This is a genomic window from Parafrankia soli, assembly GCF_001854695.1.
Classification (GTDB): Bacteria; Actinomycetota; Actinomycetes; order Frankiales; family Frankiaceae; genus Parafrankia; species Parafrankia soli.
On sequence record NZ_MAXA01000257.1, the window covers coordinates 146125 to 162777 of the forward strand.

Consider the following 16653-nt stretch of genomic DNA (forward strand, 5'->3'; position numbering starts at 1 on the left):
TGGCCCCGCCTATCCCGAGGAGGCCCCGATGGGTCTGCGAAACGCCATCCGCCGCGCGGCAGCCGGCAGCTACGAGGCACCGTCGTCCCGGACACACTGCGAAGCATGCGGCAGGGAGTACACGAAGAACGACCCGATGGTTCACGCCCGGGCGACCGCGCCGGGTGAGATCACCCAGGCCCGGATTCACCGGTCGCACCTGTCCGACCTGAGGTCGCGCTACTACGAGGGCCCGCGGCCGGCGTAGGCACGGCCGATAGGGTGTGCCGATCCCTCTGTGGGGTTGGAATGTGCAGGGGCCGGCGGGCGCTGAACCACCCAATCCGCCGGCCCCGTTCCATGTCCGGCTGTCACGCGGCGCGAGCGGCCTCCCAGGACTTCCGGTCGGTGGCGTAGACCTCGTACTCGGCGCCCTGCAACATCTCCGCCCGATCCCGACGCAGCCCGAGCCGGGTCGCCACCCGGATCGAACCAACGTTCCCCGCTGTCATGATCGAGATCAGGTCGTCCTTGCCGGCGACGTCGAACGCGAACTCGACCGCGGCGGCCCCTGCCTCGGTTGCCAGCCCCTGCCCCCACCGGTCCCGGCGGATCGTCCACGCCACCTCGCAGCCCGGCCAGCCCAGCGCCTCATATAGGCCAGCCCGGCCGAGAAGCTGCCCGCTCACCCGGTCCTCGACCGCCCACATGCCATACCCGCGAAGCGCCCAGTGACCGATCTGAAATGCGGTCTGCGACCAGGCTGCGGCCTCGGTCTTCGGCTGGGGGGTGTGGTCGGCCATCCCTTGCGCTGTCACGATCTCCAGATACGTGGGGACGTCATCCGGCCGCCAGCCGCGCAGCACCAGCCGCGGCGTGAGCACGGTCGGAACGCCCTGCGCGTCCGGCTGGCCGAAGTCGAGGGTCATGCGCTACTCCCTGCCGGTAGTGCCCGCCGATGGGCCTGCAACCGCTCGCCGAGCTCGACGACGGCCCGCTGACCCTCCCAGCGTGCGCCCAGCTCCTGCCAGATCTGCCCCGAACGTTGGATAACGGTCCGCGTCGGCCGGCCCTCGAGGGCGGCCAGCGCCCGCGACGCCGCGTCTGCGGCCTGCTCCGGATCCGGCTGCGATCGGCGTAGCAGCGCTTGCGCGAGCGCGTTGTACGTCCCGCCGATGTCCTCGTAGCCGCCGCCGGCCGCCTCCAGGATCGTCAGCGCCCGACGGGCATGCGGCTCCGCCGTCTCACCGTCACCGAGCCGCCCGGAGACGACCGCGACGAAGGTGTGCGTCAGCTCCTCGCCGAACGGCTCCGTTCCGGGCTGCGGCTCGCCGAGCCACACCGCGTCCTGCATATCCCGGAGCGCCTGCCGGGCCTGGTCGTGCTGGCCGGCCGCAGCGCGGGCACGGGCCTCGTAGGCGGCGAGCCGGGCCCGCAGGTACGGGTGGGCGCCGATCCGGGCCTGGGCTGCGATGTCGGCCGCCGCGGTGTGCCGGCCGGTGTAGTAGGCGATTGACGTTTGCAGGGTCGCTACGGAGCCGGTCAGCAGCGGGTCGCCGACGTCGCGGGCGTACAGCTCGGCGAGCGACGCGAACCGGCGCGCGGCAGCGTCGTCTCCGACGTTGAACGCGAGCCGGCCGCCGTAGAACGCGTACAGGCCGGCGACCAGGGTGAGCCGGCCCCGGACCCGGCTGGACAGCCGGCCGTCGAGGAGCCGTTCCACATCCCGCCAGCCACCCACGATCAGCGGGGTGAGCACCGCGTGCGGGGTGGTGGTGTACGCCGCGCCGATCTGGTCGAGCCGCTCGTCGAGCTCGTCGAGGGTGAGCGGGTCCGGGTCGCCGCCGGCGATCCGCCGTGACACCTCACCTGCGAGCCCCGCGGCGACCGCCAGGGCGCCGAGCTCCACTACCTCTCGCCGGTCCGTCTCGACCCCTCTCCGCGCCCGCGGGCCGGGCAGCTCCGTGTCGAGCTCCTTCCGGAGCTCCTCGAGCTTGGCGTCCTTCCACAGGCTGATCAGCTCGCCGCCAGCGCGCAACTCCCGATCCAACGCTTTGATCAGGTTCGGGGACGGGACGATTCTGCCGGCGATGGCCCCGCTGACCTGCGGCCGTTTGAACCCGGTCGCATCAGCGAGGCTCTGACGGCTGTACCCGTGCCGGCTCATCAGCTCCTCGAGCCGGCGAGCGAGCCGGCGGCGCGCCGCGTCCTCGTCAGAGTGCATCGGAACTCCCACCGTCTGCCCCCGTAAGCGCAGCCGTTACGGCCGTAACAATAGTTGCGGCCTGTTGCGTCTCTGATGCGGAGTGTGTCATGGGTCGTGCGCGGCGGGGCACAGACCGGCCACCCTCGCAGACCCGGAGGAGAGCGACGGCGCGTCCGTCGCTCGGGTCTGTAGGCCGGACCCGCCGCACACGGGCACGCCGATCGTCCCCGCTCGCCGCTAGGACGGTCCGCGGCCCGAGGCGGGGCGGGAACGGAACCACTGAGCCGTCCCCGCCCCGCCGTCCCCCATCACAGCGCCGGGAGGCTCCCGTGAACCACAACACCGCCAGGCACGCCACCGCGACCATGACCAAGCACCAGCCCGACCCGCAGCCGGCCGCCGCCGACCGGCCGATTCCGTACGCCATCGGCCCGCAGGCCGCCGCGTTGCTGGACGCCATCGAGATGCACCCGCTGTTCCCCCGGCTCCGCACGAGCACCCTGAAGTACCCGGAGTGCTGGGCGACGTTCACCGGCTACCCGATCATCTCGGAGTGGGACCTCGACGAGGACGGGCCCCGGTTGTTCGTCGAGGCGCTCCGCGTGATGGCCATGAAAGCCGCGGTGTTCGCGGCCACCGGCGACGAGCGGGCCGCCGAGCTCGAGGTGTCCGCGCCGGTCGACGAGATGGTCCACGCCCTCACCGCGCAGTTCACCATCCTGAGCCGCATCCAGGCCGACCTCACGGTCTCCTTCATCCACTCCACGGACAACGAGCGGTTCACCTACGAGGAGGACGGCTACACCGACCAGGTGTACCGGGCCGCGGGCTGGGGTGAGCTGCCGCGCCGCTACTGGATCGGCCAGGCCGAGACCCGCCGCCGGCTGGGCATCCTGCTCGAGCACTACGAGTCGATCGGCATCGGCCACGGCGGCCGCAGCCACTTCTTCACCTTCCGCTAAACCGCCGACAGCGCCACCCGCAGCGCGTCCACCACGGCATCCGGCGGGAACCGTTCCGACGCGGCCCGCTCCGCCTCGGCGAGCACCGCGTCCAGCTCACCCGCGCCCGCATGCCGGACGAGCGCCGTCATCCACGCGGCGAGCGCCCCCGGATCGTCCGGCATCGGGCCCGGGGGCGGCCCCAGATCGGCCTCCGCGGGCCAGCGTTGTCCCGCGGAGGCATACCGGCCCGGCGGGAACCCGATCTTGTGCGGGTGGACGCAGACCGGCACCCCGCTCACCGCATCCCGCCGATACCCGCGGCTGGTGTCGTACCGGCTGGCCGGGCCCGGCCCGGCCACGATGTCGAACCGGCCCCGGTCGTGCACCAGGGCAGGGCAGACCACACAGAGCGCATCCTCATCCCAAGGACGATCCATGTCGTTGTCGCCGGACGTCACCGGCCCATCATCGCCAGCAGTCGGGCCGGTCGGGGGGCTGACCCGACGGGGCGCCCGCACTCGCACACGCGGTCCGCGTCGCGGCCCTGCTCGGCAAGCACCTACCCGACGCACCACCCGCGCTCGTCGCCGCCGTCCTGCTGCACGACGTCCCCGACTACACCGGGCCTGACCAGTTCGGCGCCGAGGTCGGCGACCGCTGCGGCGCCGAGACTCTGGTCGGCCTGTGGCTGATCCACGGTGAGCACATCGCCATGGAGCAGTACCGGCACGACCCGGACGGCGCCACCCGCCGCCTGGCCCAGCTCCGCCCGGACATCGCGGCCGTACTCGCCGCCGACAAGGTGATCAGCCTGTCGTACGTGCTCGCCGGTGCCCGGCGGGCGCCGGACATCCGCGCCTACTGGTCGACCCGCCGCGCCTTCCTGCTGCTCGTGCCGTACTTCCGGGCATTCCTGGCCGCGACCGCATCCAAGCTGCCCGAGGGCCTGGCCGACGAGCTCGGCGGACTCGTCCGCGAGGCCCGCCGCGCCGTCGTCCTCGCCGCGCAAGTGCCGGTTCACCGGCCTCGCCGGCCGGTGCGGAGCCACTCGCAGGGAGGCCGGGCCCGGTCTGAGCTGCCAGGGCAGGGGTGATGGCAGATGGCCCGGATCTGCCCGCGCGGGTAGCCGGCGGGCGGCCGGCGATGACCGGCGTCGAGGCGCGTTGGAACCGTGACGGCCTGGACCTCACGCTTCCCGCGGGACTCGGCCGTGACGACCTGCTCGCCGTGTTCCTCGAGCGGGTGCCGGCCGACGCCCGGCTCGCGCGAGTGGACACCCGCGGCGGGGTAGGGCTCCTGTTCGCGTGGACCCACCTCGAGGCCGAGCCGGCGGCACGGACGATCACGTGACGATCGTGCGGCCCGCATCTCTCGGGGGGATGCGGGCCGCAGACCCAGAGCCCACCCACCAGCCGGCCAGGATCGGCGCTCTCCGTGGCTCTGAGCGGCTCGTCCTCGGCCCCCGGAACGGCCACGGCCCGCCGGTGGTGTCAGCGGGCCGATGGTCCCGCCCGGGTGTGCGGATGATCGCCAGCTCCGCCCCGGACGGAGGGCCACCCCCGGCACCGAGGTGACGCCAGCAGCGCCGGGGGCAACGTCTCCAGACCGCCGGTCCCGAGTTGGGCAGAGTGGGGCCGGCGGCCGAGTGGGATGCCGCCGGCCATGCCGGCATCCCCTTGCAGTAGGCCCAGCCGGCACCCCAACTCACTTCCTGCCCGGGACGGGCCGGTCAAACCCCCGATCCGGGCACCACCCCCGGCCGGTATCCGAACGGCTCTCTGCGTCCATCTCAGGGTGCCGTCTATGGCCCCTGGAACGGCCGCAGTCCGCCGAACCGTGCCGGCGGGCTGATGGGGTTGGGGGTGGTTTGTCCCGCCCGGGCGTGCGGGGAGATCAAGCCGGCGGTGTCTCGCCGCGCCGCACCAGGGCGTGATCGTCCTCCGGTCCGTGCACCGGCGCCGAGCCCAGCAGGGAACGCCGGTCGGTACCTGAGTCACGAGCCACTCCGGTCGGCCGCCACTCCGCGGCAGGCATAGCACCAGCCGGATCATCCGGTCGGGTTCGCGGCCGCCGGTGCTCGACAAGCTCCGCCTGCGGCGGCAGGGGGCCGAGTTGGCGCAGCTGCGTGACCAGCTCGCCCATCCGCCGCCCCCGGGCGACCGCATCCGGGTCGGCTACAGCACGCTCGTTGACCGGCAAGGCGGCGAAGCGGGTGACACGCAGCTCGCCCACACGCCGCCGCAGTTGGACGAACAGCTCGTCGACGGCCGGTCTACGCCACAGCAGGACCATCCCCCACCGGTCGGCGTCAGCCCGCCTGGTCGCCGCGGCCTTCTGCTCCCGACGTGACCGCGGTGTCCTCTCGGCAGCCCTCCCCGCGCCGGCCACAGCCGGCGGGACATCGTCCGGCGGGGCATCGTCAACGGCACCGGACGGCAATCCCAGCGCGGACACTAGGAGGCCGTAGGTCAGACGCTGCTGTCGCTCCTCGCTGGCGAGACGGGTCCAGTCCGGGTTGGTCGGTGACCTGACGGCAGCCAGGGTGCGGCGCAGCGCCGCAAGACGATCCGCCGTCCGGCACATCTCGACCACCAACAGCTCCTCGTGCGGGTCGAGGATCAGATTCCGCTCGTCGAGCCAGCTGGTGATCCGCCCCCACAGGCTCCGCCCGTCGCCGTCGAGGTCACGCGGCGCACGGGGACCGCTCACTACCCACCTCTTTCTGATCACGGGCCGTGCGCCAAGCATGGCGCGCGCAACGCAGAGCTGTGTCCGCCGGGCTTCCGGCCGGAACCCAAGACTTACGACTACTCTACGTGTCAATGACATTACGTTGAGGTGGGTGGGTGGCCGCCCGGCGGGGCCGGCGTTGGGCCGGTCCGGCGGTGGGGCGGTGACGCGGTGGGCACGGTCAGCGGACCCGGCCGAGTTGACGACCCAGGTCGTCGAAGACCACCCGGAGTTCCTCGATGCACATCCGGCCACCCGGCCGCGGCCACCCGGCGCAGTACGGCTCATGGTGGCCGCGCGCCGGTGCCCGCATCACCACCCCCGGGATCGCCTCCGCCATTGCGTAGCCGGGCCGGTGTACGCGGAATCGGTGGTCGTCACGTCGTTCCGGCGCCGGCGGCGGCGAGTACTTGCCCCAGCCCTCGGCGAAACCGACGAGCACGGGCGACCGGGCGACCTCGACCGGGTCCATCTCCAGATGCCGGGCCGCTTCGATGATCCGGTTCACCCGCCATGCGGTCTTACGCTCGCCGAGCGTCTTCGCCTCGCGGTCGAACGCTCGGTGGAAGTCGTCGAGGATCATCCGCGTGTTCGCGACCTGCCGGGCGTTCGGGGACGCGCCGCCGTGGGCCCGGCAGACCCGGCCGCCGCGGATCGCATACGCCCGGCACGGTGAGCCGTCCGTGCGGTGCGCCCTGCACGGCACCGCCCATCTCACTCTCGGCATCCGACATGCTCTCTTTCCGCCACCACTTGGGTGGGTATCGATGGGAACGGTTCCATAGGTCTCGGGCGCGCACGCGCGTTGAGGTCCGAACGCCCGCCCGACGGCCCGCCCCTCGCCCGTGGGGTCAGTGGTCGGCCAGGTGCGGCCGATGCCGGGAGATCCACGTCTCGACGTCGCACGCTGCCCAGTAGCGGGTGCGGCCCTCCCACGCTTCGGGGGCGGGGAATCCGGGCTGGTGGGAGAGCTGCCGGGCACGCTCCCGGCTCACACCGAGCCGCCGCCCGATCCCCCCGGTGGTGATCAGGACGTCCCGCGCGCAGACCGGGATGTCACCGTGGATGCGGCGGATGGGCCGGCGGACCGCCGGGTTGTCGATGGGCCATGTCGGCAGGTAGGGCCGGCCAGATGGGCACCGCCGGGTTCCGCGCTGCGGCGGGAACGGGCCGCGCGGCAGGCCCTCGCTGTCCGGCAAGGTCCAGGCGAGCATCCACCAGTAGCGGCGCCATGCGGTCGTCACGGACAGGCTGAGTGTGCCGGCCGCGGCGCGGATCGATGAGCCGGCGGCGACGAGGCGGAGCACGGCCAGGCCCTCGTCGAGCTTCACGTGGGGTGGGGTCTGGCGGAGCAGGTGCGGGACGGGACCGGCTCGGCGCCGTTCGGGGATCATGGTGCCGTTCATGATCGCGGGTGTTTCACCTTCTACGGTGTGCCGGTGACGCAAGTGGGTTGATGCGGCGAGCCGGTTATGCGTCGCGGCGTGCGAGCACCACGCCCTCGACGACGTGCGGTGCGGGTCTGCCGCGTCGGGCGCGTTGGTCGGGCCAGTTTCCGGCTTGCACCCACCGGTCGCGGGTGGGTATGCCGCCCCACCAGGTGAGTGCGCCGGCGCGGCTCGCGTCTGACAGGATCCGCCGCGCCGAGGTGACTTTCAGTCCGCCTGCCAGGCGTGCGGCGAGTTCGACCTGGTCCCACCGGTGTGCCTGCCCGTCGGCGAGCACAGCGGCCACGGCTGCCCAGGCGGCGGCGGTGCGCGGGGTCACTGCCGGGTCGGGAGGCCAGCGGCCTGCGTGGGCGCGGTGTCGTTCCAGGGCTGTCACGGGGCTTCCGTGGTGGCCAGGTGGTCGAGGCCGAGGGCAGCAAGGACGTCGGCCTGCTCGTCGGGGTCGGGGACCACCCGGCGGACGGTGGCGACGGCGCGGGCTGCGGTGTCCTGGTCGACGCCGACCGGGAGCACGTCGTAGGCGATCGTGTCCTTGACGCTCACCCCGTCGTCCTCTCGGCGAGGCGGGCGGCGGCGTCCGGGTCGATCGGAACCCGCCAGCGGTCGAGGTCGTTCGGCGCGTAGCCGAGGCCGCGGAGTTCGGCCTCGTCGAGGCACCGCCGGTGGTGGGTGGTGGGGCCGGCGCGGTGGGCGTCGAATCCGCCGACGCTGGCGAACGTGAGGTGGCAGGTCGGGCAGTGGGCGACCGCTCCGGCGCCGATCGGCCAGCGTGTGGTGCAGCCGGCGCATCCTGCGGTCTGGCCGTTGCGTATCCCAGGGTCGCCGGTGAAGGCACGAACAGTGGGTGACGTGGGGGCAGGTGTGGACGTATGGATCATCAGGTTTCCTGGGGGTGGGCCCGGCGCGGTCGAGGTGGCCGCGCCGGGCGGGACGATCAGATGCGGGCGGTCATCTCGGTGGTGTCGAGCAGGTCGGAGAGCCGGGTCGCCAGGTCGCGAGCGGCGTCGAGGTCGCTCTCCCAGAGGAGCTGGCCGTCGTTGAACAGCGCGATCCAGGTGAGCCGGCCGCCGCGGGTGGCGACGGCGCGCAGCGTTCCGTCCTCGTCGAGCTGGACGTCACCGAGCGGCACTTCGGGGGTGAAGTCCTCCGGCTTGGGGTACGGGTTGCCGCTGGCCCAGTAGGAGTTGATGTTGAGGATCACCTGTGCCAGGTCGAGGGGCGTGCAGTCCTCGGGGTTCTTGCCGAGGTGCATGCGGGTGATGCCGCGGAGGCCGTCGTGGTCGGGGTGGCTGCGGATGTCGTCCATGGGGGTTCCTTCTCAGTTGGCCCGGCACGGTGACGACCGCGCCGGGCGGGATGGTCAGAGCAGGGCGTCGACGGAAGCGGCCGGGACGGCCGGTGGTATCTGCTGCACGCGGAGGTCCTCCGGCCACAGCGCCGGTTCCTGCCCGTCGCTGATGCCCTTGCCGCGGTGGCCGTTGGCCCGGGCCCATGCGGTGCCCATCTGCTTCACGAACACCGGGATGCCGGCCGCCGCGCACTGGTCGCGGATGCTGCGCGCCCACTCGAGGTCGAACGGCCGGGGCCGGCCGCCGGACTTCCCGCCGACGATCACCCATCCGATGCCGTCAAGATCCAGCTCGACCGGGCCCAACAGCGGTTCGCAGGACAGGAACCGGACCGCGACCGGCAGGGAACGCAGCACGGGGAGCCGGGTGTCCGCGTACTGCTGGTTCTCCACGCTGGTGCCGAGTAGGACGTGGTCAGGCCACCGGTCGGCCCACGGCACCATCCGCGCAACGTTCTCGGGTCGTTTGGTGAGGAGCTGCCAGCGGAGCCATGGCGTGGCGTCGATGAGGTCCCAGAGCCGCGTACGCGCGTCGACGACGCCGGGGTGGTCTTCGAACACGTCCGCCATGGATGCGCAGAAGGTGAACGCGGGCCGGTTGGCCTGCTGTGCCTCGCGGTTCCACTTGACCGGGTTGCGCCATGTGGAGTCGGACATGACCATCCGCTGGCCGTGGCGTCGCCACAGCGGCTTGTCGGGGTGCCAGCGCCGGGCCCAGTCGTTGTCTGCGTAGCAGTCCTGGCATCCGGGTGAGATGCGGGAGCATCCGGCCCACGGGTTGAATGTGTGGTCGGTCCAGCCGATCAGGCTGTTCTCGCCCATGATGCTCTCCTGATTGGTTCGATCGGCGGCGGCGCCGCGGGTCCAGCGCGGCGCCGCTCGGCATTGGTGGGTCAGTAGTCCTCGGGGAACATCGCGGTGAAGCCGCGACCGTTCGGCTGCACCCACACCGGCCGATCTCCCAACGCGGGGATCGGCGGAGTGGCGAACAGATACCCGGCAGGTTCGCCGTCTTCGGCGGTGTCGACCGCGCCGGTCAGATAGGCGGCGAGCAATTCGCCACGGTTACCCCAGAACGGCACCTTGGCCTCGTCGGCAGTCCAGTCCGGGAACGTCTCGCGAACGGTCTCCGTCGGCACCCCGGCGGTGTCAGCTCGAGGGAATGCCTCTCCGAGCGCCCGGTGCAAGGCCAGGGAGACGCGGTCGAGAGGCTTGCCGTGGAAGTCGACGACTCCCCACCCGTCCATGTCGACGATCTCRCCCTCCGCGACGGCTTGCGCGTCGGTGATGGCGACGTGCGGGGTTGCGTGAAGTGCTGCGGCGATGCCACCGGCGGCGTCCGCCTTGAGCTTGTCGATCTCGGCGAACAGCTTGTGAGCCTCGGCAGTGAGCTCGTCGACGAGCCGGTCGAGGTCGTCGACGGTGCAGACGTTCAGGGGCTTGCCGAGCCGCTCGCGGGCAACGGCGTCCAGCTCGACGCGGATCGGGTACTTGGTCTTCACGGGGTGCACTCCAGTCATCGGTGATCGTTCTTAAGGTCTGTGTCGCCGGCTCCCGCTGGCGGCCCGCGCGCCCGGCGGGGGGGCGGTCATCCCTCGTCGCCGGCGAAGTCGAGCGGGAGCTGTGCGGTTGCACGGGCCGCCGCGGCGGCGAGGGTGTCGAGGTCGGCGGGGCGGAGCCCGGTGGCGCAACCGGGCCCAAGGCCCAGCGCGACCGACCGCGGGTCGAGGAGGACCCGTCCGCACCGTCGGCACACCACGGGCATCTCCGTGGTGTTCACGCCACCTCCCTGGTGGCGAGGCGGATCAAGGTGTCGGCGTGGCACGGCTCGTCGGGGTCACAGGTGCACCCGACGTATGGCGCGGTGGCGACCGGTGCCAGGTTCGCGAGCACCCACGACCGGGACAGGTGGAACTTCCGCTTGCCGTTGGGGTAGCTGTCCGGTCCGGCGCCGACGAGCCACGCGGCGTGGAGGCGAACGGCCTTGTCCTGGCCGTGCTCGTCGACGAGGAACGGGTTGCCGTACCGGCCGATGCGGGTGACGTTGAGCGTTCCGGCTGCGGCCTTTCGGCGGCGCGGGTAGACCGTGATCCTCGTCGGGCTGGTCATCGGTTCTCCTGGTTCTGGTCTGCGAGCCGCCGGAGCTTGGCGGCATGGCGGGCGTCGACGCCGGCGGCGCGGCGGGCCCTCTTGGTCTGGTTGGCGGCGCGGCGGGAAGCGGCACGAGGGCGGGCGGCGGCGATCTGCGCCTGGACCCGGGCCAGGGAATCGGCGCGGAGGTCGGCGGAGATCACGCCGCACTGCCGTGGATGAACTTCGGGTGGATGTCGTACGTGGGGGACGGCGGCCGGCCACCCTTCCGCGGCGGGTCCGGCCGGCGACGGATCCAGCCCATCTCGGTCAGCTCGTCGAGCACGGCCTGTACGTCGGCGGCGGTCTGCGCCCACGCCCGTCCGCGTAGCGCCTGCCACGCCTCACGGGCCGAGAAGGCATCCCCAGAACACCCGGAACCCTGGTTGGTTGCCGGTTCTGGGTGTTGTGGGGATGTCCGGCGACGTAGCCACGCCAGTACCGCGACGTGGCGGGCGTCGCGCTGCTGACGGTCCAGCGCCAGCGCGGCGCAGGCGTGCGCGATCAGGTACGGGGCCAGGCCGACCGCGGCAGACACGTCCTCGGCGGACACCATCCGCGCGTCAGGATCACTCGCCAGGGCGAACAGCGCGGCGATGCGAACCAGCGCGCCAGGCAGCTTGGATGCCCACGCCATCACCGGGGCCAGGTCGCCGAGATCGGGGTGCATCCTCGGTTCCAGCTCGTCACGGAAGGCGTCGAGCGCGCGGCGGGCATCGCCAGTGAGACGCAGATCGGCCTGACCGCCGTTCCCGGCAAGCGCGCGATCAAAGAGGGCCTCGACGGACGTACGCCACGCTTTCGCGGCGTCGGCCGGAATAGCCGGAGCCTCCAGCCGGCGGGTCCCGACGGTCGTCCGGGGCAGCGCGAACAGCATCCGGGGCAGCAGCCCGCGGCTGACGAACTCGGGAACCCGGACCGCCTCGGCAATCACGTCCGGCTGGACGATCAGACCCAGCGCGAGGAACGGGTGTTCGATCTCGACCGGGTCACGCGAGATGCGGTCGGCCTGGAAGTACTCGCCGTTGAATGCCTTCAGCACGAGGTCGACGTTCACGGCGTCGGAGTAGCGGCCGGCCAGCGTCCCCAGCAGCCCGCYCTCGGCGGAGAGCACGGCGGCCGGTCCGCCCTGTTCGTCCATGAGAACGGCGAGCTTCTCCGGGGTGATGTCGTCCACGAGGAACCGGAACTGCGCCGGGCGGACAGCCTCGCCGAACTCGCGAGCAAGGCCGCGGGCGTGGGCCGTGTCGTCGGCGGTCGCGTTCGGTTTCGCCGCGGCGTTCTCGGCGGCAAGGGCCTGCTTCTCCAGGATGCGATAGGCGGCGGCATCTTCGAGGTAGGCGGCGCGGCCTGCGTCCCTGGTGGCCTTCTGAGCATCAAGGAGAGGCCGCCCGACCTCCCGGACGACAGCGCTCTTGCGGGTGCCGGAATCGGACAGGGCGGCGAGGTAGAGCGCGGTCTGTTCGATCCACTCGGGATCGACGGTCACCACCCACCGGCCGCGGGTGGCCGCGGACAGCGTCGCCAGCGCCGTGAACGCGGCGAGGTCGGACGGTGTCTGCGTCGATCGGGCTACGGCCTCCACGATCCGGCCGAGCGTGCCCGGCAAGATCGACACTGGGAACTCCGGCAGCCGGGCGGCCAGTGGCACCGGATCGGGCCAGATGCCGGCGGCCGGGCCCTTCTCGATTGCGTCGAGGGCGACCCGGACCTTGGCCATCTCCTCGTCGAGGCCGGCGCCGCCGTCCAGGCGGCCGGCGGATGTCCGCAGCGTCTCCGCCGTTCTGCGGCTACGGCCGGCGTCGGCAACCTTGTTGGTGAACCAGCCGATGTTGCCCAGTGTCGGTACGGCCTCCACGCACTCGTCGAGGTAGTTCGTGGTCACGCCGAACGCCGGGTGCGTGCCCTCTTCCTTGGACCGTCGATGCAGCTCGAAGTACACCGCGTGCTGATCAGTCAGGCCGTCGCACGCCCACAGTCCGCAGACCGCATCGAAGACTGCGCGGTGTGCCGGCCGGTAGAAGTCGTCCGTGTCCAGGCGGCCGGCGACGAGCATCACGATGTCCGACCCGCCGGACATCATCCCGCCGAGCACGATCCGCTCCGCGTTGATGATCTTCTCGTCGGGTTCTGGGTGTTGTGGGGATGTCTCACGGCGAATCGAGCTCACACTCACTCGCCCACCCGCGCGATCCGAGCAAGCTCACCAGCGCGGCGCCGGTCGGCGTGCTCGGCCTCGTCGTGTCGGGTGCGCAACGGACGTCCGGCAGCATCCGCCATCCGGCGGAGGCGGGCACGGGCCCGCTCCCGCTCGACGATCCCGGGGGCCCATCGCGGGGTACGGTGATTGCGATCCGCGCCGTCGCCCGTGTGCTGATCTGTCCGAACGCGGTCTCTGTCCAGGGGGCCGCGTTCGTCGTTCCGGGAGATCATCTGGCGGCCCGCCCGTCCACATCTGCAGGCTCGACGTCCAGCAGGGCCAGGATCGGCCGGGTCGGGACGACATACCGGGAGCCGTGGCGGATCACCGGTACGGGGAACTGGCCATCGCGGATCAGGGCCCGGGATTTCCAGAGGCCCATTCCCAAGATCGACCCGGCGGTCTCGACGTCGGTCGTCGCGGGCAGGGCCCGAAGCTGAGACACGGTCCACTGCCCGCGGCGCGTCTTGCGGGTGGTGTGGCGGCCGTACGGCTCCGAGGGGCTGCTCACGCCGACGCCCGCCGGTCGGCCTCTGCCTTCTCCTGCTCGGCGATCCACTCGTCGACGACCTCACGGCGGTACAGCACGGTGTTCCCGGCCTTGAAGCCGCACGGGCCGTAGCCACGCATCCGCCAGTTCCTGATCGTGCCGACAGGCCTACGCAGCTTGAGCGCCAGATCTTCTGTGGTCAGGAACTCCCGCTTGACCTCCAAGAACTCCTGCCAGCGCTCCCGCTCGTCCGCGCTCACGGTGTCGTCCACAGCACCATCCCTCGTCTCACGCTGATGAACCTGCATCAACGTGACCAGAGTGAACAGGCGTGATCCGATCCCTGTCAAGTAGGTGGGTCTGCATCAACGCGTGCGGTATCGTCCGGCGCATGACACCGGATCACACCGACTCACGATCACTGCGTGCGGTGGTCGGTGAGGGCGTGCGCCGCGTACGTACGGCACGGAAGGGCGTCCGGCAAGACGACGTCGCCAAGGTCGCGCGTTCCTACGGCCTGAACTGGGACTACTCCCGCGTAGCAGCGCTCGAACGTGGTGAGAAAGCGATCAGCGCAGAGGAACTCGCGCTCCTGCCCGACATCCTCTCGATCGCGTGTACCCGGCCGGTGAAGCTGCCGGACCTGATCGACCCGGATGTCTGGGTTCAGGTCGGGGCCCGGATCATGCCCGGCTCAGACCTGGTCAAGAAGTACGCCGGGCAGGCAGCTCTCAGAGTCCAGGCAGCGCAGAGGGCTCCCGACGAGTGGACCCGGCGCAGCGCCGAAGTCATGCGGGCGTGGGAGGACAGGGACCGGCTCATGCGACTCGGCGCAATCGTCGAGAACTCCGACCACTTCGACCTGCACGCCCTGGTCGGCTTGGTAACCGTCGGCCTGACCGAGGAACGCACCGCCCGGCGCATCGGCGAACGCCCCCTGGTCGTGGCTTACCTGTCGCGGGTCCTGTGGGGTCGTCCGCTCGGCGAGCAACGAGACCGGCTGGTCTCGGAACGGGTCGATGCCGGAGACGACCCGGCCCGTCTGCGTGCGCTGCGCGGCCGGGTCACCAGACAACTGATCGATGAGATGACGGCGGAGATCGGCCGGCGAGAGGCCCACGGCGACCTGTACGCCAAGCTCACCCGCCTCGTCGCTAAGTGGACGTGGCAGCACCACCGGTTTCACGGCGTGCTCGCCGCATCCGACCCGGAGCTTCACCAGTTCCGGGTCGACACCGACAACCCGGCCGCCGTCGACAAGTGGCTTACCAACACCAGCCACCGCGAGATCGACGACATCGAACATGAGCTGATCGACGTCCGCGACCAGTTCCGTGAACTCGGGTTGCCGTGGCCACTGATGCCGGCCGGCTTCCCGGATCTGGACATGCGCCGGCTCGCCGAGTTGAGCGAACCGCTAGGCGAGGGCGAGGCGGAACGCATATGGGGTCGAACAGATGACCGGGAGCAGCAGTGAAGATCACCGCCAAGCATCGTTGCGGTTGCCGCGATCCGCTGACCAAGGCCAAGTACCCGGCCGGGACCTGCCCCGACAGCGCCAAGCGGGGCCACGGGTTCTACAGCGGCGAGTTCCGCGTGCCGAAAGAACTCGTCGCCCTGGCCGGCACGGACCGGGTCCGGTTCAAGGGCGCGACCCGCAAGGAAGCCGAGGAAGACGGCGACCGGAAGTGGGCGGCGATCCGCGCCGGTCAGCAGCACATCGGCGACCTGGCCACCGGCGAGTACCTCGACCAGTGGTTCGCCGGGAAGCGGTCGCTGCGGCCGGGAACCCGCCGCCGCTACGGCGACTTCGTCAACCATCTCAAGCCGTGGCTCGGTGACATCCCGCTCGGTGGGCTGCGTTCCCACCACGTCGACCAGGCGTTGCGCCGCATCGAGGAGACCACCGCGACCCGGCCCCGGCCGGTCGGCCCGGCCACCCTGAAGGACATCCACGACATGCTGAAGACCGCGCTCAACGACGCGGTCCGACAGCGGATGATCCCATTCAACCCGGCGATCGGGGTCGAGCTCCCGGAGTACACCGCGCCGGAAGTCGAGCCGTGGGAGGCCGAAGAGGTCGGGGTGTTCCTGGCCGAGGCCGCCGACGACCGGCTGTCCGCGATGTGGGAACTCATCGCGCTGCACGGTCTGCGCCGCGGGGAGGCATGCGGGGCCACGTGGGGAGGTCTGGACGACGTCCGGTCGGTGCTCACGATCTCGCAGCAGATCACCGGCACCGCCGCTGAGATGGGCGTGTGGGCGCCGAAGACACGGTCAGGGAAGCGGAAGGTCGACCTCGACGCCACCATGCTCGGAAGGCTGGTGCTCGACCACCGGCCGGTCCAGGACGACGAGCGCAAGACCGTGGGCGCGGCCTGGGACAACGGGGTGCTGCCCGACGAGCACGGTCGGCCCGTCCAGCTCCGCGACCTGATGTTCACCCGCCCGGACGGCCGGCATCTGGATCCGCAGTGGGTGACCCGGCGGATGCAGCAGATCGCGCGCAACGCGGGTCTGTGCACCACAGTGCGGATGGCGGCAGCCGCCGGCGCCGAGCAGGTGATCGTGGGCCTGCGCCGCGCCGCGCCGGTCGGCGAGTGGACGCTCTACGTCGACCGGGAACCGGTGGGGCAGGTTCGGGTGGTCGAAGTCGAGCAGATGCGCGGCACCCGCGCACGGCTGCACCTGGCCGAGCCGCTGCCGGTCGACGTCGAGGTCGGAGCCGAGCTCGGCAGGGACCTGCTCTCCCCGCGCCGCCTGCACGACCTGCGGCACTCGTCGGCGTCAATCCAGCTTGCGGCCGGGGTGGATCTGGCCCTGGTGTCCAAGCGGCTCGGTCACTCGTCGTCGTCGATCACAGCGAACCTGTACGTGCATCTGCTGCGATCGGCGGGTCAGCACGCGGCGGAGACGGTGGCCGCCGCGATCCCCCGTCCGACGCGACGTCCGCACCATGTCCTCACCAGCAATGGTGAGAGCTCGGGGATTTCAGATGCCGATGGCGTTGTGCCTGGTCAGCGGCCCGTCCGACGTGGACGGGCCCGACCGCGAGGGGCGGAGGCTCGGGGATTTGAACCCCGGAGGGGGTATAAGCCCCCAACCGCATTAGCAGTGCGGCGCCATAGACCGGACTAGGCGAAGCCTCCTGAGTGTGCGTCCCAAGCATAGCGTCCCG

Annotated in this window: 25 protein-coding genes and 1 tRNA gene; 5 read left to right on the top strand and 21 right to left on the bottom strand. The window is 71.5% G+C overall.

Annotation, left to right across the window (positions count from 1 at the left end; genetic code table 11):
- Positions 1-28 precede the first annotated feature (28 nt).
- Positions 29-247: a hypothetical protein gene (locus BBK14_RS30130; protein WP_071066541.1), complete on the top strand. Its 219-nt coding sequence runs from the start codon at positions 29-31 to the stop codon at positions 245-247.
- 103 nt (positions 248-350) lie between these two features.
- On the opposite strand, the gene BBK14_RS30135 is transcribed toward BBK14_RS30130, so the two are convergent.
- Both BBK14_RS30135 and BBK14_RS30140 read right to left on the bottom strand, forming a co-directional pair.
- Entirely contained in the window at positions 351-908 is a 558-nt protein-coding gene (locus tag BBK14_RS30135; protein ID WP_071066542.1) for a GNAT family N-acetyltransferase, read from the bottom strand.
- Entirely contained in the window at positions 905-2203 is a 1299-nt protein-coding gene (locus tag BBK14_RS30140) for an NsdA family TPR-like regulatory protein (protein ID WP_071066543.1), read from the bottom strand. The genes BBK14_RS30135 and BBK14_RS30140 overlap by 4 nt, the downstream gene beginning before the upstream one ends.
- A gap of 311 nt (positions 2204-2514) precedes the next feature.
- On the opposite strand from BBK14_RS30140, the gene BBK14_RS30145 reads away from it, so the two are divergent.
- On the top strand, positions 2515-3147 hold the full coding sequence (locus BBK14_RS30145) for a hypothetical protein (RefSeq protein WP_083391345.1): 633 nt from the start codon (positions 2515-2517) through the stop codon (positions 3145-3147).
- Here the strand turns inward: BBK14_RS30145 and BBK14_RS30150 are convergent.
- Both BBK14_RS30150 and BBK14_RS40890 read right to left on the bottom strand, forming a co-directional pair.
- Positions 3144-3533: a hypothetical protein gene (locus BBK14_RS30150; RefSeq protein WP_241831963.1), complete on the bottom strand. Its 390-nt coding sequence runs from the start codon at positions 3531-3533 to the stop codon at positions 3144-3146. The two genes, BBK14_RS30145 and BBK14_RS30150, sit on opposite strands and share 4 nt — an antisense overlap.
- A 155-nt stretch (positions 3534-3688) precedes the next feature.
- Positions 3689-3826, bottom strand: a complete 138-nt coding sequence (locus BBK14_RS40890; protein WP_241831964.1) for a hypothetical protein — start codon at positions 3824-3826, stop codon at positions 3689-3691.
- Positions 3827-3841: 15 nt separating this feature from the next.
- On the opposite strand from BBK14_RS40890, the gene BBK14_RS40895 reads away from it, so the two are divergent.
- Together BBK14_RS40895 and BBK14_RS30160 are read left to right on the top strand one after the other, a co-directional pair.
- Positions 3842-4222 (top strand): hypothetical protein, encoded by a 381-nt coding sequence (locus BBK14_RS40895; RefSeq protein WP_241831965.1) that lies wholly within the window; start codon positions 3842-3844, stop codon positions 4220-4222.
- Positions 4222-4479, top strand: a complete 258-nt coding sequence (locus BBK14_RS30160; RefSeq protein ID WP_131802459.1) for a hypothetical protein — start codon at positions 4222-4224, stop codon at positions 4477-4479. The genes BBK14_RS40895 and BBK14_RS30160 overlap by 1 nt, the downstream gene beginning before the upstream one ends.
- A gap of 543 nt (positions 4480-5022) precedes the next feature.
- Here the strand turns inward: BBK14_RS30160 and BBK14_RS30165 are convergent.
- From BBK14_RS30165 to BBK14_RS30235, 15 genes are all read right to left on the bottom strand, one after another.
- The gene (locus BBK14_RS30165; RefSeq protein ID WP_071066545.1) at positions 5023-5838 is read right to left on the bottom strand and encodes a hypothetical protein; all 816 of its coding nucleotides are present in this window, start codon (positions 5836-5838) and stop codon (positions 5023-5025) included.
- Between the two features lie 202 nt (positions 5839-6040).
- Positions 6041-6586, bottom strand: coding sequence for a hypothetical protein (locus BBK14_RS30170; RefSeq protein WP_131802460.1), 546 nt, complete (start codon positions 6584-6586; stop codon positions 6041-6043).
- 124 nt (positions 6587-6710) lie between these two features.
- Positions 6711-7265 carry a hypothetical protein gene (locus tag BBK14_RS40900; protein ID WP_241831966.1) on the bottom strand — a complete coding sequence of 185 codons (555 nt, stop codon included), beginning with the start codon at positions 7263-7265 and terminating at the stop codon, positions 6711-6713.
- Between the two features lie 64 nt (positions 7266-7329).
- On the bottom strand, positions 7330-7683 hold the full coding sequence (locus tag BBK14_RS30180; protein WP_131802461.1) for a hypothetical protein: 354 nt from the start codon (positions 7681-7683) through the stop codon (positions 7330-7332).
- Positions 7680-7850 (bottom strand): hypothetical protein, encoded by a 171-nt coding sequence (locus tag BBK14_RS38595; RefSeq protein ID WP_157904365.1) that lies wholly within the window; start codon positions 7848-7850, stop codon positions 7680-7682. Before BBK14_RS38595 ends, BBK14_RS30180 begins: the two co-directional genes overlap by 4 nt.
- The gene (locus BBK14_RS30185) at positions 7847-8185 is read right to left on the bottom strand and encodes an FDXHR family putative zinc-binding protein (protein WP_071066548.1); all 339 of its coding nucleotides are present in this window, start codon (positions 8183-8185) and stop codon (positions 7847-7849) included. Before BBK14_RS30185 ends, BBK14_RS38595 begins: the two co-directional genes overlap by 4 nt.
- 56 nt (positions 8186-8241) lie before the next feature.
- Positions 8242-8613, bottom strand: a complete 372-nt coding sequence (locus tag BBK14_RS30190) for a hypothetical protein (RefSeq protein ID WP_071066549.1) — start codon at positions 8611-8613, stop codon at positions 8242-8244.
- A gap of 54 nt (positions 8614-8667) precedes the next feature.
- Positions 8668-9477, bottom strand: a complete 810-nt coding sequence (locus BBK14_RS30195) for a phage Gp37/Gp68 family protein (RefSeq protein ID WP_071066550.1) — start codon at positions 9475-9477, stop codon at positions 8668-8670.
- A gap of 71 nt (positions 9478-9548) precedes the next feature.
- On the bottom strand, positions 9549-10175 hold the full coding sequence (locus BBK14_RS30200) for a hypothetical protein (protein ID WP_131802462.1): 627 nt from the start codon (positions 10173-10175) through the stop codon (positions 9549-9551).
- Between the two features lie 68 nt (positions 10176-10243).
- Entirely contained in the window at positions 10244-10435 is a 192-nt protein-coding gene (locus tag BBK14_RS30205; RefSeq protein ID WP_071066552.1) for a DUF6011 domain-containing protein, read from the bottom strand.
- Entirely contained in the window at positions 10432-10764 is a 333-nt protein-coding gene (locus BBK14_RS30210; protein WP_071066553.1) for a DUF4326 domain-containing protein, read from the bottom strand. The genes BBK14_RS30205 and BBK14_RS30210 overlap by 4 nt, the downstream gene beginning before the upstream one ends.
- Positions 10761-10949 carry a hypothetical protein gene (locus BBK14_RS30215; protein ID WP_071066554.1) on the bottom strand — a complete coding sequence of 63 codons (189 nt, stop codon included), beginning with the start codon at positions 10947-10949 and terminating at the stop codon, positions 10761-10763. Before BBK14_RS30215 ends, BBK14_RS30210 begins: the two co-directional genes overlap by 4 nt.
- Complete coding sequence (locus BBK14_RS30220) at positions 10946-12955, bottom strand: DUF3987 domain-containing protein (RefSeq protein WP_071066555.1); 2010 nt, start codon at positions 12953-12955, stop codon at positions 10946-10948. The genes BBK14_RS30215 and BBK14_RS30220 overlap by 4 nt, the downstream gene beginning before the upstream one ends.
- Before the next feature lie 259 nt (positions 12956-13214).
- Positions 13215-13496, bottom strand: coding sequence for a hypothetical protein (locus tag BBK14_RS30230; protein WP_071066557.1), 282 nt, complete (start codon positions 13494-13496; stop codon positions 13215-13217).
- Positions 13493-13747, bottom strand: a complete 255-nt coding sequence (locus tag BBK14_RS30235) for a helix-turn-helix domain-containing protein (RefSeq protein ID WP_083391346.1) — start codon at positions 13745-13747, stop codon at positions 13493-13495. The genes BBK14_RS30230 and BBK14_RS30235 overlap by 4 nt, the downstream gene beginning before the upstream one ends.
- A 119-nt stretch (positions 13748-13866) precedes the next feature.
- Between BBK14_RS30235 and BBK14_RS30240 the strand changes: the two genes are divergently transcribed.
- The gene (locus tag BBK14_RS30240) at positions 13867-14952 is read left to right on the top strand and encodes a hypothetical protein (protein ID WP_131802463.1); all 1086 of its coding nucleotides are present in this window, start codon (positions 13867-13869) and stop codon (positions 14950-14952) included.
- 800 nt (positions 14953-15752) lie between these two features.
- On the opposite strand, the gene BBK14_RS40905 is transcribed toward BBK14_RS30240, so the two are convergent.
- Both BBK14_RS40905 and BBK14_RS30255 read right to left on the bottom strand, forming a co-directional pair.
- Positions 15753-16253: a hypothetical protein gene (locus tag BBK14_RS40905; RefSeq protein WP_241831967.1), complete on the bottom strand. Its 501-nt coding sequence runs from the start codon at positions 16251-16253 to the stop codon at positions 15753-15755.
- Between the two features lie 280 nt (positions 16254-16533).
- Positions 16534-16624: transfer RNA gene (locus BBK14_RS30255), tRNA-Ser, on the bottom strand.
- Between the last annotated feature and the right edge of the window lie 29 nt (positions 16625-16653).

What these genes read in the sequence shown, in the direction of transcription:
- BBK14_RS30135 (WP_071066542.1), bottom strand. Translation starts at nt 908, where the DNA reads ATGACCCTCGACTTCGGCCAGCCGGACGCGCAGGGCGTTCCGACCGTG.
- BBK14_RS30140 (WP_071066543.1), bottom strand. Translation starts at nt 2,203, where the DNA reads ATGCACTCTGACGAGGACGCGGCGCGCCGCCGGCTCGCTCGCCGGCTC.
- BBK14_RS40900 (WP_241831966.1), bottom strand. Translation starts at nt 7,265, where the DNA reads ATGAACGGCACCATGATCCCCGAACGGCGCCGAGCCGGTCCCGTCCCG.
- BBK14_RS30190 (WP_071066549.1), bottom strand. Translation starts at nt 8,613, where the DNA reads ATGGACGACATCCGCAGCCACCCCGACCACGACGGCCTCCGCGGCATC.
- BBK14_RS30210 (WP_071066553.1), bottom strand. Translation starts at nt 10,764, where the DNA reads ATGACCAGCCCGACGAGGATCACGGTCTACCCGCGCCGCCGAAAGGCC.
- BBK14_RS30240 (WP_131802463.1), top strand. Translation starts at nt 13,867, where the DNA reads ATGACACCGGATCACACCGACTCACGATCACTGCGTGCGGTGGTCGGT.
- BBK14_RS30185 (WP_071066548.1), bottom strand. Translation starts at nt 8,185, where the DNA reads ATGATCCATACGTCCACACCTGCCCCCACGTCACCCACTGTTCGTGCC.
- BBK14_RS30160 (WP_131802459.1), top strand. Translation starts at nt 4,222, where the DNA reads ATGGCAGATGGCCCGGATCTGCCCGCGCGGGTAGCCGGCGGGCGGCCG.
- BBK14_RS30195 (WP_071066550.1), bottom strand. Translation starts at nt 9,477, where the DNA reads ATGGGCGAGAACAGCCTGATCGGCTGGACCGACCACACATTCAACCCG.
- BBK14_RS30170 (WP_131802460.1), bottom strand. Translation starts at nt 6,586, where the DNA reads ATGCCGAGAGTGAGATGGGCGGTGCCGTGCAGGGCGCACCGCACGGAC.
- BBK14_RS40895 (WP_241831965.1), top strand. Translation starts at nt 3,842, where the DNA reads ATGGAGCAGTACCGGCACGACCCGGACGGCGCCACCCGCCGCCTGGCC.
- BBK14_RS30130 (WP_071066541.1), top strand. Translation starts at nt 29, where the DNA reads ATGGGTCTGCGAAACGCCATCCGCCGCGCGGCAGCCGGCAGCTACGAG.